Genomic DNA, 15,622 nt, shown 5'->3' on the forward strand with positions numbered 1-15,622 from the left:
ATGAATCGACCACGCCACGACCGGATTCAGGGAGGCCCCGCAATGAAGCGCGCTGAGCTTCTCGTTTGCCACGACTGCGATCTCATGCAGCGCGGCGCGCCTTGCCCGCCGGGGGGCACCCTGCGCTGCCTGCGCTGCAACGCCGAACTGGAAAGGAATCTGCCGGAAAGCCTCGGCCGTGCGCTCGCGTTCGCGTTGGGCGCACTCGTGCTGTTCGTCATTTCCAACCTGTATCCGATCGTCGGACTCTCGGTGAACGGCAATCTCGTACGCACGACGCTGTGGCATTCGGTCGAGATTCTCTATCTCGACGGCATGTGGCCCATCGCGGCGCTGGTATTCGCCACGACGATCCTCATGCCTGGCCTGCAGGTCGTGTGTCTGCTCGCCCTCCTCGTGCCGCTCGCGATCGACCGCGCGCCGTGGCAGGCGCCGCTCCTGTTCCGCGCGATGTACATCGCACGGCCGTGGGGCATGACCGAGGTGCTGATACTCGGCCTGCTGGTCGCGCTCGTGAAGCTGTCCCATATCGCAACGGTCGTGACGGGTGTCGCGTTGTGGTCGTTCGGCGCGTTGATGCTGGTGCTCGCGGGCGCGAGCGCGGCGTTCGACGCGCGCCAGTTCTGGTCGCGCGTGGCGCGGGCAACGCAACCGGCCAACGCGGTCAGGGTTCTCGACACGCCCAGCGTGACGACGCGCTACGCGTCGGGCGAGGCGCCCAGAGCGCGAGGCGAGCGCGCCGCAGGCCCGCTCACGGGCGCCGCGTGCGGCATCGCGCGCTGCCATGCGTGCGGAATGCTCGCGCGCATGCCGGCGGCCGCGCATGCGGCGACGTGCCCGCGCTGCGGCAGCGCGCTGCACATGCGCAAGGTCGCGAGCCTGTCGCGCACGTGGGCGCTGCTGGTTGCGGCGATGGTGCTGTACGTACCGGCGAATGTGCTGCCCGTCATGGACACGAGTTCGCTGTTCGGCTCGCAGAAGGACACGATCATGAGCGGTGTGGTGTATCTGTGGGTGTCGGGTTCGTGGCCGCTCGCGCTGCTCGTGTTCATTGCCAGCATCGCCGTGCCCATGCTGAAGATCCTGGGGCTTTCGTATCTGACGTGGACCACGCAGCGCCGCTGGACATGGCTGCCCGAGCAACGCACGCGCATCTACCGGCTGATCGAGCTGGTCGGCCGCTGGTCGATGCTCGACATCTACGTGATCACGATGCTCGTCGCGCTGGTGCAGTTCAACGCGCTCGCCACGATCAAGGCGGGGCCCGCCGCGATCGCTTTCGGTGCCGTCGTGATCCTCACCATGTTCGCCGCGAACATGTTCGACCCGCGTCTCATCTGGGACGCGATGGAGCACGAAAATGGCAGCACCCGGTAACGACGATTCCTTGCCGGACCTGCCCGAGGCGAAGCCGGCGCGCGGCTCGCGCTGGCGCATGCAGATTGTCTGGCTCGTGCCGATCGTCGCGGTGCTCATTGGCGGCTGGCTCGCTGCCAAGGCGATCATCGAGGAAGGGCCGACGATCACGATCAGCTTCAAGACCGGCGACGGCCTCGAGGCCGGCAAGACGAAGATCAAGTACAAGGACGTCGATATCGGCGTGGTGAAGGCGGTCACGCTCTCGCCCGATCACAAGCGTGTGATCGCGACGGGCGAACTCGTGAAGGACGCGGCGAGCATGCTCGTCGACAACACGCGCTTCTGGGTCGTGCGCCCGCGCATTTCCGGCGGTACGGTTTCGGGCCTGAGCACGCTGCTCTCGGGCTCTTTTGTCGGCATGGACGAAGGCAACTCCAGCAAAGCGCGCCACGACTTCGTGGGACTCGAAGTCCCGCCTGCGATTCCGAGCGACATCCCGGGGCGCGAATTCGTGCTGCACAGCGTGAACATGGGCTCGCTCGATGTCGGCTCGCCGGTGTTCTTCCGCCGTCTTCAGGTCGGACAGATTGCTTCCTATGAAATGGACCCGAACGGCAAGGGCGTGACGCTGCGCGTGTTCGTGAACGCGCCCTACGACAGGTTCGTGCGCAGCGACACGCGCTTCTGGCATGCGAGTGGACTCGACGTCTCGCTCAGCCCGGACGGCGTGCAGATCAACACGCAGTCGGTGGTGTCGCTGCTCATCGGCGGCGTGGCGTTCGAAACGCCCGACGCCGACGCCGGCGGTGAACCGCCCGAGGCCGACGCAGACTCGAAGTTCGAGCTTTACGCCACGCACGCCGACTCGATGAAGGAGCATGACCGCATTGTCGACACCTACGTCGTGACCTTCTACGACTCCGTGCGCGGGCTCACAGTGGGCGCGCCGGTCGATTTCCGCGGCGTCGTGATTGGCGAGGTCACACGTATCTACACGCGCTTCGACCCGGTGAAGAAACAGTTCAGCATTCCTGTTGAAATCAATCTGTATCCGGAGCGCTTTACGTCGCGCTTCGAGAAAGGCCAGCCGGCCGGACGCCTCACTTCGCAACCGCGCCAGCTTGCCGAATTCCTGGTTGCCAGCGGCTTCCGGTTCCAGCTGCGCTCGGGTAATCCTCTCACAGGACAGCTCTACGTCGCCTTCGACGTCTTCCCGGACGCTGCGAAGGCTAAGATCGACTGGTCGAGAACGCCGCCCGAGATGCCGACGGTGCCGCGCACGTTGCAGTCGCTGCAGGATTCGCTCACGCGACTGCTCGCGAAGCTCAACGGTATTCCGTTCGAGGCCATCGGCGCGAGTGCGCAGCGCACGCTGCAAAGTGCGAACGACGTGGTGGCGAAGCTCGGCACCGACGTGGTGCCGCAGGCGCACGATACGCTTTCGGCGGCAAGATCCACGCTCAACTCGGCCACCGATGCCTTGCAGCCCGACTCGCAGCTCCAGCAGAACACGAGCGACGCCATGCGCGAACTGGCCCGCACCGCCGCGTCCGTGCGCATGCTTACGGATTATCTCGAGCGCCATCCCGAGGCCGTGGTGCAGGGCAAACCTGGAGGCAAGCAGTGAACCGCCGCAACCTGACTCTGCCTGCCGTTCTCGCCGTTGCGATGGCGTGTCTCGCCGGGTGCTCCTCGCCGTCGCCCACGTTCTATGCGTTGCGCGCCGATGATGCGAGCGCCGCGACGGCCAGCGCATCGCCCGCCGTGCCGACGAGCGCCGCTGCACTCGATGTCGTCGTCGGTCCCGTGACGGTGCCCGACATGGTGGACCGGCCGCAAATCGTCACGCGCAATCCGGACAACACGATCCAGATGAACGAGTTCGCGCGCTGGGCCACGCCGCTCAAACTGGACGTTGGGCGCGTCGTTGCCGCGGACCTTGCACAGCGGCTCGGGACGGCGCACGTCTCGACGTTCGATGGCGCGGCCACCCCGCCGGTCTGGCGCGTTCGTGTCGATATCACGCGCATCGACAGCGTACTGGGAGACTCGGTGACGATCGACGCGCAATGGGTCGTGCGCCCGCCGGGTCACCAGGCGCTGACGCTCGGGCACACCGTAGCGCACGAGCAGGTGACGAGCCAGGACTACGGTGCGCTCGTCGACGCGCACGATCGCGCACTCGCCACCATCAGCGCTGACATTGCCGCCGCGATTCGCGCGGACCATCCAACAGTTGGCAGTGCGACGGAGTGAGCACGCCACGCGGGATCTCATGAAGACGTTGCATTGTGCGTGGCTCGCACTGAGCGCGGCGCTGGCGCTGGCGGGCCACGATGCGTCGGGCAGCGTGCCGCGCAACGAGGACACACCGGCGGGACTTTTCGCAGTGCTCGATTACGTTGTCGCGCCCCCCGAGCCGAGGTCCGCGCAGAGCGCGGTGGCATTGCGCGAGGCCGGCGTCGAGCAGGAGACGATCAAGGCGCGCATCGTCGAAGCGTGGTTCTACCGGCTGCGTGCGGACCCGGCCGTGGCGGTCGCCGTGCCCGGCGGCATGGCGGGCCTCGAAGCCCGGCTGCGCGACGACGCGGCGCGCGAGCGCCTGATCCGCGGCGGCATCGCGCGCCTGACGCCACAAGACCGCCTGGCGTACCTCACGCTGCTCGCGAAATACATGGGACGCGCGGCGCGCGGCAATTGCCAGGGCATGGCGAGCGTGCAGGACCTTGCTCAGGGCATTTCGATCGGCAGCATGAGCGATGCCGACACGGCCGAATACTTCTCGTTGCTTTATCGCGTGGTGATCCGATCCCTGCTCGCCGCGCCAGTCAGGCTGCCCACGCCCGTGGCATACGAGCGGGCGTTGCGGCATCTCGACGATGCGGTCAACGCGGCCCTCGCTGGCGATCCGCAGTCCGTGGCGCGGCTCGAGCGCGTCACGAATGGCGGCCCTGGCGCCACGATGGCCGACGTCTGCTGGGCGAGCGCGGTGCTCATGCGCTCGACGGCGGCGATGAGCGCACCCGATCGCGACGCGCTGCTGCTCTACATGCTCGGTGAAGACGCGCCGGCGCGAGCGTCGGCCCCCGAGCCCGCGCGCGCACCGTGAAACGCAGTGGCGCAGCGCCAGTGCCGAGTGTCACGGCGCAGCCTTCGACCAGCCCGGGCCCGGATCGAAGGATGTCATCGCTTCGGCTTTTGCCGCGCCATCCGGGCCGAGATCGCGCTCGTAGACCTCGCCGTCGTGGCTGACCATGAAGGTCTTGATACCCGTGTCGCCGTACCGCACCGGCCACGCAACGACGCCAAAGCCGCCGAACAGCTTGCTGCCAACCATGTAGTTATATGCGCCGCCCGGCGCGTGCGGACCCTGCGAGGTCAGCAGCTTGTAGTGGTAGCCGTAGTAACCTGCGTTTTCGGCGTTGCGCGCGCCGGCCTTGAGGAATGCGACGCCTAGCGGGCTCGGCGCGGCGTCGGGATCGGTCGGCCAGTACAGGCCGTCATGCTTGCCCGGCGAACTCGCGAGCTTGCTGGCGTAGACCAGCATGTCGCTGCCGTCGTGATAGGTCTGCGCATATTCGCGTTGCGCGTCGTAGACCGCGAGCATCGTCTGCATCACGGCAAGCTCGTTGCGGCCGATGCGGCGCACGCGCATTTCCTCGACACCGGCGTGCGTGTCGAAGTGCCAGCCCTGGGCGGTCTTGACGAGCGGGACCGGAAAGGTCCAGCCGTCGTCGCCCACGGCGATCATCGCGTGATTTGCATCGGTATCCTGAATGGTGTGCGAAGTCTGCCATTCACTCAGGAACTTGTCGCGGATCTGAGCGCCGACCGGCGGGATGAGCTGGCGGAAATCTGCGCCGAAGAGCGTGCGCAGTTCCGCCTCGTCGTTGCCGGCCACGGCGTCGCCGAACGCGGCCATCGCCGCGTCGGGCGTAGCGAAGGTGTTTTGCCCGGCGGCCGCGCAAGGCCGCGGCGCGAATACCAGCAGTGCGATGGCGATCGCCGCCGCGAGTACTGCCGATGCAGCCGGACGGAGAAACTCATGTCTGTTCATGGCCGTTCTCCCTAGCGTCTGCCGCCGCCACGACCGCCGCCACCGCCGCGCATACCGCCGCCGCCGCTCGGACGATTGAACCCTGAAGACTGCATGCTGGAGCGGCCGCGACTCGCGTCGCGCTGGGTGGCGCCGCCGGCGCCCACACCCTGGAAGGCGCCATCGCGGCCGCCGCCGCCGTAGCTCCCTCCACCGCCGCCGCCAAACCCGCCGCCTGCCCCGGTGCTCACGCGATTGCTCCCGCCGGCATTGTTAGCCATGCCGCCGCGATTGCCGCCGGCACCGTTATTGCCAAGGTCTCCGCGATTGCCACCCGCTCCGTTGTCGGCGAGGTTCGCGCGATTGCCGACGCTCGCGTTGTTGCCCGCGCCGCCGCGATTGCCCTGATTCCCGCGGTTGCCATTGCCCAGGCCCTGGCCGCCTGCACCGCCGCCCGTGCGGTTGCCGGCGCGGTCCGCCACGCTGGCGCCGTTCTGGCCATTCTGGCCATTGCGGCCGCGATAGTCGCGGCGGCCGTCGGCGCCTGCCACGTTGTTGCCGAATTTCTCGCGCGTGGCGTTGTCACGGTATGCGACGCCCTGGCGGTGGCTGGCATCGTGCTGCCACTTGCCTCCCTGGACCTTGGTGCTGTCGAAGTTGCGATTGACGTTACGCGCCTTGTCCACGTTGATGTTGACGTCGCCGCCGCCCCAGTTGCAGTTGCCGAAGATCGCGCCCGCGGCGGCGAGCCCGACGCCCCACGCGAAGCCGGTCATCAGCGCGCCGCCGGGATAGTATGCGGGATAGGGTGGCCAGGCGTACGGCGGGTAAGCCGGGTAGCTCCACGCGCCGTACACGACCGTGGGGTTGTACGCGGGTACGTAGATCACCTCGGGCTTGGCAGGCTCGATCTTCACGATGGTCTGGCCGCCTTGCGCGGGCGGCTGCTCGACCACGACTTTTTGCTGCTCGTTGCTCTTGAGGTTGCCCGAGTCCTGTGCGCGTGCACGCAGGCGCTGCACGGCGGCGAGCACATCCTTTTCCTGGGCGAGGAACGCGTCACCGAGCTTCTGGGTCCAGTCGAGCTTGTCGTTCATCGGCTCGAGCGCCTGTGGGAACGCGACGAGCGACTTCACGCTCGTGTCCCATGGCTGGTCCTGCACGGCCTTCACGGCTTCGTCGCCCTTCAGCTTCGGGTGCTCCTTGACCCAGCGGGCCGCATGCACGATTTCGAGCGGGTAAGTCGATGCCATCAGGACTTGCGCCAGCACCGAATCGGGATAGAGCGCAATGGGCGCGACCAGCGCCTCCAGCTCCTCGGGTTTGTAGGGGGCGGGCTGCGGCGCGTCTTGCGCGCGCACCGCCTGAGCGCCTGCCAGGAGCAACGCGAGCACGAGCAGGCAGAGGGTGTACGTGCGTTGTTTGATCCATGAGGTCATGGCCGATCCTTCCAATTGTTTGCTCAACCGGAGTGCGGGACGGATAGCGACAACGTGAAGGGGCGAGCGCGTGCGCGCATTCTTGTTCGAGTGTGGCGAGGCGGAGAGCCCCACGGGTATAGTCCGGCAAGCCACGCTGTGCTGGCAATCGGACCAGAGTCCTATTGACACCGCAATGGCGGCGCAATGATGCTATTCACTCGTCGAGGGCGGCAGCGCCGACACCTGGAGATCTCAAATGAAAATGCGCCTTGCTGTGCCGTGTGCGACGGTGCTCCTGCTTTGTGCGCCCGCCTTCATGTCTGAAGTATTTGCGCAAGCGGGAACGATGGGTACCAAACAGATGCGGGACGTGCAGCGCAAAGCGGAGCACAAGGCCCGCTCGAACCAGTCCCGGCAACATGGTCAGCAAAATACGACGCAACATCATGCGGCGAGTGCAGCCGCGCCAGCTTCGGCGCCTTGATCGACAACGGCGTTTACCGAGCTGTCACGCGCCGGACGTGTGATGGATTCTGCAGGCCATTTCGCGCGTTTCCAGATCGAAATAATGGTGGCGACTATTTCATAAAAAACGGAATAGATAATGCCACGCGACAAACTGCACGCTCGCCATTCGTATTGAATAGAGATGATTTCGCGAGCCAATTACCAAATCAGAGAAAACGTTCGCAAATATTCCCGGTAAATAGTCAGTGTATATAGTCCGGTGCAAGCGCATTCAGGCCTTAGCGCCTTGATTAGCGTTATATGCGGAAAAAGTTATCGAAAACAATTGCGCGCGGAACGAATCATCGGCAATTTCTTTCATATAATTAACGCGCGGTGAAAGCGTACAGCGAAGCGGTTCTGCAATCATGATCCTATCCGTTCTTTTCTTCAATGACTGACTCATTCTCCGCCCATGCCGGAGCGTTCTTCGATAATCAAAAGTAAGCTGCAGTCATCATTGGGGCGCAGTTTGCACCGCAAAACGGCCGGAATGCCGGTGCTCGTCAAATCCGCCCCGCCTGGGCGCTGAAGCGTTTGAAACGATTCGCAGGCTGCCGGAGCAGGGGCAGCGTAGTCGGAGGACACCGTGATCAGGGCAGACATGGGGAACGAAAAACTAAAACTTAACAGACCGAGAGCCGAACACGCAGCGGCCGGCCTGCTGGCGTGGCTCGACAGAATCAAGCCGCGCACTCTGCCGAACGGCAACGCACTGGCCGCGCGCAACACCGGCCACGCGTCGGCGCAGGCCACACAGGCCATTGCGCAAAGTCTGCACAGCGTTCTCGAAGTCGTGCCCGCGGCGGCGCTCTTGATCGACGAAGCGGGCAGCGTCGCATGGGCCAATGGCATGGCCACCCACGTGCTCGGCTATGCCCTGGGCGAATTGATCGGCATGCGCATCGAAAACGTGCTCGTCGCCTGGCGAAGAGACGCACGCCCCGTATCGTTCGGCGCACTGAAGTCCGCGCAAGGGTTGCCGCATAGCGTGACGCGCGTGGCCATCGCGCGCGCGAAGAACGGCGCCGATATCGACGTGCATGTGAGCGCTTCGGCATCGCTCGCCGCCGGACCCGCGGCGCGCATGGTGGTCGTCATCGAACCGGAAAGGCGCGACACGACGCTCGCGGAGTCCGGCAGCGAACCGCGCCGGTTGCGTCGGGAACGGGCGTCCGAGGTGGGCGACATGGCCGCCGCGCTCGCGCACGAAGTCGATCAGCCGCTCACGGCCATTCTCAGCAACGCACAGGCCGCGCAACGGTTTCTCGCCCAGAGCCCGCCGGCCATGAGCGACTTGCGGGAGCTGCTTGGCGAGGTCGTGTCCGACAGCACGCGTGCGCACGCGATCATCCGCAAGATGCGCCAGTCCGCGCGCTGCGAGCCGCCCGAGCTGTGCCCCGTCGATGTCGGCAGCCTAGTGCGCGACGTGGTGCGCCTGCTGCGCCGCGAGACGGAGACCTGTGGCGCGGCAGTGGGCGCGCGCATCGAAGACGGGCTGCCGCAAGTGCACGGCGATGCGGTTCAACTGCAGCAGGTGCTCGTCAATTTGCTCCTCAATGCGCTCGATGCGGTGCACGACTGCCACGCGGAAGATCGCAGGGTGTGCATCTTCGTGACGGCAAGCGAGGATCGCGGCAAGGTGCGCCTCGCGATCCGCGATCATGGGCCGGGTGTCGATGCCGATCGGCTCGTCACGCTGTTCAAGCCGTTCATGACGTCCAAGCCCCACGGGCTGGGCCTTGGCCTCTCCATCAGCCGCACCATCGTCATGGCGCACGGCGGCCAGCTATGGGCCGAGCGCAACGCCGATCGCGGCCTGACGTTCCATATCGAACTTCCCGCGGAGGGCGCGTGCGTGCAGACGACCACGCGTTTTTCACCATGAACTCGCCAGTTTCCATCGTGTTCGTTGTGGACGACGACGAGCACGTTCGCAACGCACTATGCCGCTTGTTGCGATCCGGCGGCTACACGGCACAGGCGTACGGCAGCGCCAGCGCCTTCCTCGACGGCGCGGACCTGACGAGCGCGCCTGCCTGCCTGCTGCTCGATCTCCAGTTGCCCGACCTGAGCGGCATTGAATTGCAGCAGCGGCTCGAGGGCAGGGTGCCGATCGTCTTCGTTTCGGGCCATGGCGACATGGATACGGCGGTGCGCGCGATGAAGGCGGGCGCATCGGATTTCCTGACGAAGCCGATCGACGCGCAGGTGCTATTCGAAGCCACGTCGCGCGCGCTCGAACGCGCAGGCCAGCTATACGAACAACGCGAGCAGCGCGCGGAGATCCAGCGCCGGGTGGAAAAACTCACGCCGCGCGAGCGAGAGGTCATGGCGCTCGTGGTGACGGGCCGGCCGAACAAGCTCGTGGCCGACGAACTGGGCGCGGCGGAGAAAACGATCAAGATTCACCGGGCGCGCGTCATGGAGAAGATGAAGGCGAACTCGCTTGCCGATCTGGTGCGGCTCATGACCACGTTCGATGCCGACACGCCTGACTTGCACCCGCTTCCGTATACGGGCTGAAGGACCAGGGGATTAAGGGACTAAAGGACTAAAGGACTAAAGGACCACACGGCAGGGCACGCGCGCCGTCGTCCCGTCACTTCAGATCAAATGGCTATTGCGCCAGTCGCGCGGCGTCATGCCGAAGCGCGCGCTGAACCAGTTCGTGAACGAGCCCTGCTGGGCGTAGCCGAGCAGGGCGGACACACGTCCGATGGGATAGCGCGGGTTGCTCATGTAGCGCACGGCAAGTTCGCCCCGCACTTCCTCCACGAGCCGCGTGAAGCTCGTATTGGCGACGCCGAGCTGACGTTGCATCGTGCGCACGCTCAGCCGCAGATGCGCGGCCACCCCTTCGACGCTGGCCTGCTCGAGCGGCAGCAGCAGGTAGATCGCCTTGCGCACCTCGAGTGCCGTGGAATCGACGCCCGTTGCGTTGAGCGATTCGGCGAGGCTTTCCGCGTAGCGCACCAGTTCCGGGTCGGCGGCGGGGTTCGGGTAGTCGAGGTCGGCGGCCGCGCATACGATGCCGTTGAAGTCGCTGCCGAATTCCAGCGGGCAGCCGAAAAAACGCCGATGAAACGTGAGGCTGGGCGGCGCCTGGTGAACGAAGTGCACCGCGCGCGGTTTCCAGTGCTCGCCCAGCAGCGCACTGGAGTGACGCGCGAGCACGCCCACTGCGAGTTCGATGGCCTGGTATGTGGGGGTGCCCGGATCGACGACCAGTTCCTCGCGGATCGTGACGGTTGGGCCCGCGTCTTCGACATACACCGCGAGCGCTTCGTTGAGCAGATGCCGGTATTCGGCGGTGGCGAGCAGCACCTCGCGCAGCGTGCGCTTGTGCGCGAGCAGAATGTTGACCACGCCAGTGCCGAACTTGTGGCGCGTCTCGGCCATTTGCAGCGCGAACGTCGGGCACGCGGCCTTTTCCGCCGAACGCTCCAGCAACCGGCACGCAGCGGCGGCGGGGACGCGTTGGTCCGGAGTTGCGAGCGCCGCGGCGTCCACGCCCGCCTCGTGGGCAAGCTCGACCGGGTTCAATCCCACGCGCTTTGCCACGTCGAAATAACCGCTCAGCGAGACCGAGCTCAGCGTGGTTTCCATTGTCGTGTCTCCTCTTTGCTGCGGCCTCGTTGCGCCTTTTCAGCCCGTCAAACATGGGCTTGCGCTTGTCTCGGTGTTAACGCCTGGTGGCGCGAAAAGCTAAAACGATGGCGCGCAATCAGAAAAGTGTAGCGCAGGATTGCCGTATCGTGCATCTCAACGGATCAGCCAGGTTCCGAGCGTTATTTCAGGCTTCCGGCCACGTTGCCAAACGTTGAAATACCGTCCCCATATTGGAGAACACGATGCAATTCCTCGACGATTCGCTGCACCCCGAGAACCAGGACAAGGTTGTCATCACCACCGCGCCGTATGGTCCGGAATGGATGCCCGAAGACTTCCCGGAAGACATTCCGGTGACGATGGAAGAACAAATCCAGAAGGCCGTGGACTGCTACAACGCGGGCGCAACGGTGCTGCACCTGCATGTGCGCGAACTCGACGGCAAGGGCTCCAAACGCCTCTCGAAGTTCAACGAGCTGATCGCAGGCGTGCGCGCCGCGGTGCCGGACATGATCATCCAGGTGGGCGGCTCGATCTCGTTCGCGCCGGAAGACGAGGGCGAAGCGGCGAAGTGGCTCTCGGACGACACGCGTCACATGCTGGCCGACCTCGAGCCGAGGCCGGACCAGGTGACCGTGGCGATCAACACCACGCAGATGAACATCATGGAGCTGCTTTACCCGGAATACCTGGCGGGCACCTCGCTCTCCAACCCGGCGTTCATGGCCGCGTATAGCGAAATGACGGTGCCGGCCGGCCCGGCATGGGTGGAGGAGCATCTGCGCCGTCTGCAGGCTTCGGGCATTCAGCCGCACTTCCAGCTCACGGGCATCCACGCGCTCGAAACGCTCGATCGCCTCGTGCGCAAGGGCGCGTACAAGGGGCCGCTGAATCTCACGTGGATCGGCATCGGCGGCGGCTTCGACGGCCCGAACCCGTTCAACTTCTTCAACTTCGTGCACCGTGCGCCCGATGGCTGCACCGTCACCGCCGAGTCGCTGCTCAAGAACGTGCTGCCGTTCAACATGATGGCGATGTCCATGGGCCTGCACCCGCGTTGCGGCATTGAAGATACGATCATCGACCAGCACGGCAAGCGCTTCACGTCCGTGCAGCAGATCGATCAATGCGTGCGCGTGGCGCGCGAACTGGGCCGTGAGATTGCCACGGGCAAGGAAGCGCGTGATATCTATCGCATCGGCGTGCAGTACGAGACGGTCGACGAAACGCTCGCGGCCAACGGCATGGCGCCGAACCGCGTGGCCGGCGTGAAGAACCTGCCGCTGCGCGCGGCGTAATGGCAGTGGGGCCCGGCGCGGGCATAGGCTTGTGCCGGGCCTCGAAGCGGGGGTTTGGCGCTTGCGTCGTACCTGCTGAAACTGAGAGAACAACGGAACCCGACGAAGAGCGGGCTACCACGGAGACAACCCATGCTCACGCATGCCGAGCCCACCGCGGGCGAATTGACGAAGACCGGGGCGAACGTACGCGCATATGCGTGGGTCGTGTTCGCCTTGACGGTCGGGCTGCTGCTTTCCGACTACATGTCGCGGCAGGTCCTGAATGCGGTTTTTCCGCTGCTCAAGACCGCATGGAGTCTTTCGGACACGCAGCTCGGCTCGCTGAGCAGCGTGGTCGCACTGATGGTGGGCGTGCTCACGTTTCCGCTGTCGGTGCTCGCCGACCGCTGGGGCCGCGTGAAGAGCATCGTCCTGATGGCGGCGTTGTGGAGTCTCGCGACGCTTGGTTGCGCGCTCTCGACGAACTACGGCGAAATGCTGCTTGCACGCGCCTTCGTCGGCATCGGCGAAGCGGCTTATGGCAGCGTGGGGATTGCCGTTGTCCTCAGTATTTTTCCGGTGCGCCTGCGTTCCACGATTACGGGCGCATTCATGGCGGGTGGCGCCTTCGGCTCGGTGCTGGGCATGGCGCTGGGCGGTGCGGTGGCTGCGCAGCATGGCTGGCGCGCGGCGTTTGGCGCGATGGCAGCCATGGGGATCGTGCTGGTCGTGATCTATCGCATCGTCGTCACGGAGAAGCGCATTGCCTCGCTGCAGCCGGCGAGCGTGAGCCGCGAGGTGAATGGCCTCGGGATGCGCATGAGCCTGCGCGCGCTGCTCAAGGGCCTGTTTTCCACGCGCTCCGTGGTGTGCGCGTATGTGGGCAGCGGCGTGCATCTGCTCGTGCCGGCGGCCGTGTGGAGCTGGCTGCCGAGCTTCCTGAACCGCTACTACGGCATGGCCACCGGCAAAGCGGCCGGGACCGCCGCAGTGTTCGTGCTCGTGACGGGCGTTGGCATGGTGGTGTGCGGCAATCTCGCGGACCGCTTCAGCAAGGATAACGGCGCGCGCAAATGGAGCATCGCGATTGCGTACTGCCTGATCTGTTTCACGCTGCTCGCGGTCGGCTTGCGCATGCCGGCCGGCCCCGCGCAACTGGTTCTGATCGGCGCGGCCATGTTCTTCTGTGCAGGCGCAGCGGGCCCCTCGGGCGCGATGGTGGCGAACCTCACGCCGCCCTCGATCCATGCCTCGGCGTTCGCCACGCTAACGCTGGCGAACAACCTGCTCGGCCTCGCGCCCGCCGCGGTGCTCACGGGTATTGCCGCCGACCATATCGGCCTGCTTGGCGCGCTGCAACTCGTACCGTTTGCGCCGCTCGTGGCGGCAGTGGTTTTCCTGATCGGCAAGCGCAACTACACCGTCGATCTGGATCGTGTGAATGCCCTGCGCGAAGAAGCCGGTGGTCACGCACAACGATGAAATTGTACAAGTAGTTCTTGTCGGCTTGACTGAGTTCGAGTCAATGCGTTCGAGTAAAGGATAGGAGATTGAACATGGCGAAAGCAGTGCGCTTCCACGAAACCGGCGGTCCCGAAGTCTTGCGCTACGAGAGCGTCGAAGTGGGCGATCCCGGCCCCGGACAGGTCCGCCTGCGCCATGAGGCAGTCGGCCTGAATTTCGCGGATACCTACTTCCGCTCGGGCCTGTACCCCGTTCCGCTGCCTGCCGGCATGGGCGTGGAAGCCGCGGGTGTGGTCGAGGCCGTGGGCCCCGAAGTGAGCAACGTGGCGGTGGGCGAGCGCGTGACCTACACCGGCTTCATCAACACGCTCGGCGCGTACAGCACCGAACGCCTGATTCCGGCGGCCCCGCTCATCAAGCTGCCCGACGCGATCGCATGCGAAACGGCGGCCGGCATGACCATGCGAGGCCTCACCTCGTCGTACCTCATGCGCCGCATTCACGACTTCAAGGCCGGCGACACGATCCTGCTGCATGCCGCTGCGGGCGGTGTCGGTCTGATCGTCTCGCAGTGGGCGAAGCTGCTGGGCCTCACGGTGATCGGCACGGTGTCGAACGAGGCGAAGGGCGAAGTGGCGCGCGCGCATGGCTGCGACCACATCGTGTACTACGGCCGCGAGGATGTCGCGAAGCGCGTGCGCGAACTGACGAACGGCGCGGGCGTGAACGTGGTGTTCGACAGCGTGGGCAAGGATACCTTCGAGGCGTCGCTCGACTCGCTCAAGCGCCGCGGCCTGATGGTCTGCGTCGGCACGGCTTCCGGTCCGATTCCGCCGTTCAATCCGCAGATCCTCGCGATGAAGGGCTCGCTCTATCTCACGCGCCCGGCGCTGGCGGACTATATTGCGGACCCCGCGGAGAAGAACGAGCTGGCCGGCGAGCTGTTCGGGCACGTCGCTGCGGGCCGCATCAAGATCGAACTGAACCAGCGTTACGCGCTGGAAGACGCGGTGCAGGCGCATCGCGACCTCGAAGCACGCAAGACGACGGGGTCGTCGGTCTTCGTCATCTGAGGAGCGCAGCATGCAAGTCGAACAATTGACCTATGCCATCGGCGCGGAACTGACCGGCGTGAATCTCGCCGATGCCGTTCACGACGACGCGCTCTTTGCCGAGATTCGCGCGGCGCTGCTCAAGCACCGCGTGCTGTTCCTGCGCGACCAGAACATCACGCGCACCGAACACGTGGCATTTGCGCGCCGCTTCGGCGAGCTGGAGGATCATCCGGTGGCGGGCAGCGACCCTGAGCATCCCGGCCTCGTGCGCATCTACAAGAATCCGGAGCAGCCGAACGACCGCTACGAAAACGCGTGGCACGCGGACGCCACGTGGCGCGAGGCGCCGCAGTTCGGCGCGGTGCTGCGCTGCGTGGAGTGCCCGCCCGTGGGCGGCGACACGATGTGGGCGAACATGGCGCTCGCCTACGATAAGCTGCCGGAACACGTGAAGGCGCAGATCGCCGGGCTGTACGCGCGCCACAGCATCGAGGCGAGCTTCGGCGCGGCCATGCCGATCGAGAAACGCCATGCGCTGAAGGCGCAGTTTCCCGATGCGGAGCACCCGGTGGTGCGCACGCATCCGGAGACCGGCGAGAAGGTGCTGTTCGTGAGCGCATTCACGACGCACTTCACGAACTATCACACGCCCGAGCGCGTGCGTTTCGGGCAGGACGCCAATCCGGGCGCGGGCGACCTGCTGCGCTATCTCGTGAGCCAGGCCTACATTCCGGAGTACCAGGTACGCTGGCGCTGGAAGCCGAACAGCATCGCGATCTGGGACAACCGCAGCACCCAGCACTATGCGGTGATGGACTACCCGCCGTGCCACCGCAAGATGGAACGCGCCGGCATTATTGGCGATAAGCCGTACTGAAGCGCGCAGGA

General features: G+C 65.5%; 15 protein-coding genes. 11 read left to right on the forward strand and 4 right to left on the reverse strand.

Annotated features, from left to right (window positions below):
• Nucleotides 1-42 precede the first annotated feature (42 nt).
• Genes ACOJB8_RS04380 through ACOJB8_RS04395 form a run of 4 tightly spaced genes read left to right on the forward strand, consistent with a single transcriptional unit; the run spans nucleotide 43 to nucleotide 4,468 of the window.
• Nucleotides 43-1,377 (forward strand): paraquat-inducible protein A, encoded by a 1,335-nt coding sequence (locus tag ACOJB8_RS04380; RefSeq protein WP_069263125.1) that lies wholly within the window; start codon nucleotides 43-45, stop codon nucleotides 1,375-1,377.
• Nucleotides 1,361-2,986: a PqiB family protein gene (locus ACOJB8_RS04385; RefSeq protein WP_368729871.1), complete on the forward strand. Its 1,626-nt coding sequence runs from the start codon at nucleotides 1,361-1,363 to the stop codon at nucleotides 2,984-2,986. Before ACOJB8_RS04380 ends, ACOJB8_RS04385 begins: the two co-directional genes overlap by 17 nt.
• A complete protein-coding gene (locus ACOJB8_RS04390) occupies nucleotides 2,983-3,615 on the forward strand; it encodes a PqiC family protein (RefSeq protein ID WP_368618297.1) in 633 nt (210 codons plus the stop codon). The genes ACOJB8_RS04385 and ACOJB8_RS04390 overlap by 4 nt, the downstream gene beginning before the upstream one ends.
• A 19-nt stretch (nucleotides 3,616-3,634) precedes the next feature.
• Nucleotides 3,635-4,468: a hypothetical protein gene (locus tag ACOJB8_RS04395; RefSeq protein ID WP_475011140.1), complete on the forward strand. Its 834-nt coding sequence runs from the start codon at nucleotides 3,635-3,637 to the stop codon at nucleotides 4,466-4,468.
• Between the two features lie 30 nt (nucleotides 4,469-4,498).
• On the opposite strand, the gene ACOJB8_RS04400 is transcribed toward ACOJB8_RS04395, so the two are convergent.
• The gene (locus ACOJB8_RS04400) at nucleotides 4,499-5,416 is read right to left on the reverse strand and encodes a DUF2950 domain-containing protein (protein WP_475011142.1); all 918 of its coding nucleotides are present in this window, start codon (nucleotides 5,414-5,416) and stop codon (nucleotides 4,499-4,501) included.
• Nucleotides 5,417-5,427: 11 nt separating this feature from the next.
• Nucleotides 5,428-6,834, reverse strand: coding sequence for a DUF3300 domain-containing protein (locus tag ACOJB8_RS04405; RefSeq protein ID WP_475011144.1), 1,407 nt, complete (start codon nucleotides 6,832-6,834; stop codon nucleotides 5,428-5,430).
• A gap of 238 nt (nucleotides 6,835-7,072) precedes the next feature.
• Between ACOJB8_RS04405 and ACOJB8_RS04410 the strand changes: the two genes are divergently transcribed.
• The gene (locus ACOJB8_RS04410) at nucleotides 7,073-7,300 is read left to right on the forward strand and encodes a hypothetical protein (protein ID WP_475011146.1); all 228 of its coding nucleotides are present in this window, start codon (nucleotides 7,073-7,075) and stop codon (nucleotides 7,298-7,300) included.
• 255 nt (nucleotides 7,301-7,555) lie between these two features.
• Here the strand turns inward: ACOJB8_RS04410 and ACOJB8_RS04415 are convergent, their stop codons facing one another.
• Nucleotides 7,556-7,693 carry a hypothetical protein gene (locus ACOJB8_RS04415; RefSeq protein ID WP_475011148.1) on the reverse strand — a complete coding sequence of 46 codons (138 nt, stop codon included), beginning with the start codon at nucleotides 7,691-7,693 and terminating at the stop codon, nucleotides 7,556-7,558.
• A gap of 234 nt (nucleotides 7,694-7,927) precedes the next feature.
• On the opposite strand from ACOJB8_RS04415, the gene ACOJB8_RS04420 reads away from it, so the two are divergent.
• A complete protein-coding gene (locus ACOJB8_RS04420) occupies nucleotides 7,928-9,211 on the forward strand; it encodes a sensor histidine kinase (RefSeq protein ID WP_368602720.1) in 1,284 nt (427 codons plus the stop codon).
• A complete protein-coding gene (locus ACOJB8_RS04425; protein ID WP_475011150.1) occupies nucleotides 9,208-9,849 on the forward strand; it encodes a response regulator transcription factor in 642 nt (213 codons plus the stop codon). The genes ACOJB8_RS04420 and ACOJB8_RS04425 overlap by 4 nt, the downstream gene beginning before the upstream one ends.
• A gap of 81 nt (nucleotides 9,850-9,930) precedes the next feature.
• Here the strand turns inward: ACOJB8_RS04425 and ACOJB8_RS04430 are convergent, their stop codons facing one another.
• Nucleotides 9,931-10,932 carry an AraC family transcriptional regulator gene (locus ACOJB8_RS04430; protein ID WP_475011152.1) on the reverse strand — a complete coding sequence of 334 codons (1,002 nt, stop codon included), beginning with the start codon at nucleotides 10,930-10,932 and terminating at the stop codon, nucleotides 9,931-9,933.
• 245 nt (nucleotides 10,933-11,177) lie between these two features.
• On the opposite strand from ACOJB8_RS04430, the gene ACOJB8_RS04435 reads away from it, so the two are divergent.
• From ACOJB8_RS04435 to ACOJB8_RS04450, 4 genes are all read left to right on the forward strand, one after another.
• Complete coding sequence (locus ACOJB8_RS04435) at nucleotides 11,178-12,233, forward strand: beta-keto acid cleavage family enzyme (RefSeq protein ID WP_475011154.1); 1,056 nt, start codon at nucleotides 11,178-11,180, stop codon at nucleotides 12,231-12,233.
• 132 nt (nucleotides 12,234-12,365) lie between these two features.
• The gene (locus ACOJB8_RS04440) at nucleotides 12,366-13,697 is read left to right on the forward strand and encodes an MFS transporter (protein WP_475011156.1); all 1,332 of its coding nucleotides are present in this window, start codon (nucleotides 12,366-12,368) and stop codon (nucleotides 13,695-13,697) included.
• 74 nt (nucleotides 13,698-13,771) lie between these two features.
• Nucleotides 13,772-14,752, forward strand: a complete 981-nt coding sequence (locus ACOJB8_RS04445) for a quinone oxidoreductase family protein (protein ID WP_069263134.1) — start codon at nucleotides 13,772-13,774, stop codon at nucleotides 14,750-14,752.
• A 10-nt stretch (nucleotides 14,753-14,762) separates the two neighbouring features.
• On the forward strand, nucleotides 14,763-15,611 hold the full coding sequence (locus tag ACOJB8_RS04450; RefSeq protein ID WP_368618292.1) for a TauD/TfdA dioxygenase family protein: 849 nt from the start codon (nucleotides 14,763-14,765) through the stop codon (nucleotides 15,609-15,611).
• The last annotated feature ends 11 nt before the right edge of the window (nucleotides 15,612-15,622 follow it).

It is taken from the genome of Paraburkholderia sp. BR10141, from assembly GCF_056155635.1.

Coding starts and splice junctions, on each gene's coding strand:
- ACOJB8_RS04425 (WP_475011150.1), top strand. CDS start 9,208: ATGAACTCGCCAGTTTCCATCGTGTTCGTTGTGGACGACGACGAGCAC.
- ACOJB8_RS04440 (WP_475011156.1), top strand. CDS start 12,366: ATGCTCACGCATGCCGAGCCCACCGCGGGCGAATTGACGAAGACCGGG.
- ACOJB8_RS04395 (WP_475011140.1), top strand. CDS start 3,635: ATGAAGACGTTGCATTGTGCGTGGCTCGCACTGAGCGCGGCGCTGGCG.
- ACOJB8_RS04385 (WP_368729871.1), top strand. CDS start 1,361: ATGGCAGCACCCGGTAACGACGATTCCTTGCCGGACCTGCCCGAGGCG.
- ACOJB8_RS04430 (WP_475011152.1), bottom strand. CDS start 10,932: ATGGAAACCACGCTGAGCTCGGTCTCGCTGAGCGGTTATTTCGACGTG.
- ACOJB8_RS04400 (WP_475011142.1), bottom strand. CDS start 5,416: ATGAACAGACATGAGTTTCTCCGTCCGGCTGCATCGGCAGTACTCGCG.
- ACOJB8_RS04435 (WP_475011154.1), top strand. CDS start 11,178: ATGCAATTCCTCGACGATTCGCTGCACCCCGAGAACCAGGACAAGGTT.
- ACOJB8_RS04410 (WP_475011146.1), top strand. CDS start 7,073: ATGAAAATGCGCCTTGCTGTGCCGTGTGCGACGGTGCTCCTGCTTTGT.
- ACOJB8_RS04405 (WP_475011144.1), bottom strand. CDS start 6,834: ATGACCTCATGGATCAAACAACGCACGTACACCCTCTGCCTGCTCGTG.
- ACOJB8_RS04380 (WP_069263125.1), top strand. CDS start 43: ATGAAGCGCGCTGAGCTTCTCGTTTGCCACGACTGCGATCTCATGCAG.
- ACOJB8_RS04445 (WP_069263134.1), top strand. CDS start 13,772: ATGGCGAAAGCAGTGCGCTTCCACGAAACCGGCGGTCCCGAAGTCTTG.
- ACOJB8_RS04450 (WP_368618292.1), top strand. CDS start 14,763: ATGCAAGTCGAACAATTGACCTATGCCATCGGCGCGGAACTGACCGGC.
- ACOJB8_RS04420 (WP_368602720.1), top strand. CDS start 7,928: ATGGGGAACGAAAAACTAAAACTTAACAGACCGAGAGCCGAACACGCA.
- ACOJB8_RS04415 (WP_475011148.1), bottom strand. CDS start 7,693: ATGATTGCAGAACCGCTTCGCTGTACGCTTTCACCGCGCGTTAATTAT.